The sequence below is a fragment of the Paraburkholderia sp. SIMBA_053 genome (assembly GCF_046534895.1).
Taxonomy (GTDB): domain Bacteria; phylum Pseudomonadota; class Gammaproteobacteria; order Burkholderiales; family Burkholderiaceae; genus Paraburkholderia; species Paraburkholderia caledonica.
Genome location: NZ_JAWRXU010000544.1, coordinates 1 through 278 on the forward strand (window position 1 = coordinate 1; position 278 = coordinate 278).

Genomic DNA, 278 nt, shown 5'->3' on the forward strand with positions numbered 1-278 from the left:
GCTTCACGCACACAACAACAACTGACCCGCAAACGGCAGACAACGCGTGAAGCCTGAATTGTCCGGCACAGCCGGCTCAACCTCCAAGGAGGAGACACATGCAACCCGAACTCGAATCGCGAGTATCGCGCAAGCTCATGCTACGGATCATTCCGTTCGTGATGCTGCTCTACTTCGTCAGCTTTCTCGATCGTGTCAACGTCGGCTTCGCCGCCATGACGATGAACAAGGCAATCGGTCTTTCGCCGACGGCATTCGGCTTCGGCGGCGGGCTGTTC

General features: G+C 57.6%; 1 pseudogene. It reads left to right on the forward strand.

Features of this window, described 5'->3' with window-relative positions:
- Window positions 1-98: 98 nt before the first annotated feature.
- Window positions 99-278, forward strand: a pseudogene (locus tag SB753_RS36785) (MFS transporter); the annotation flags it as partial.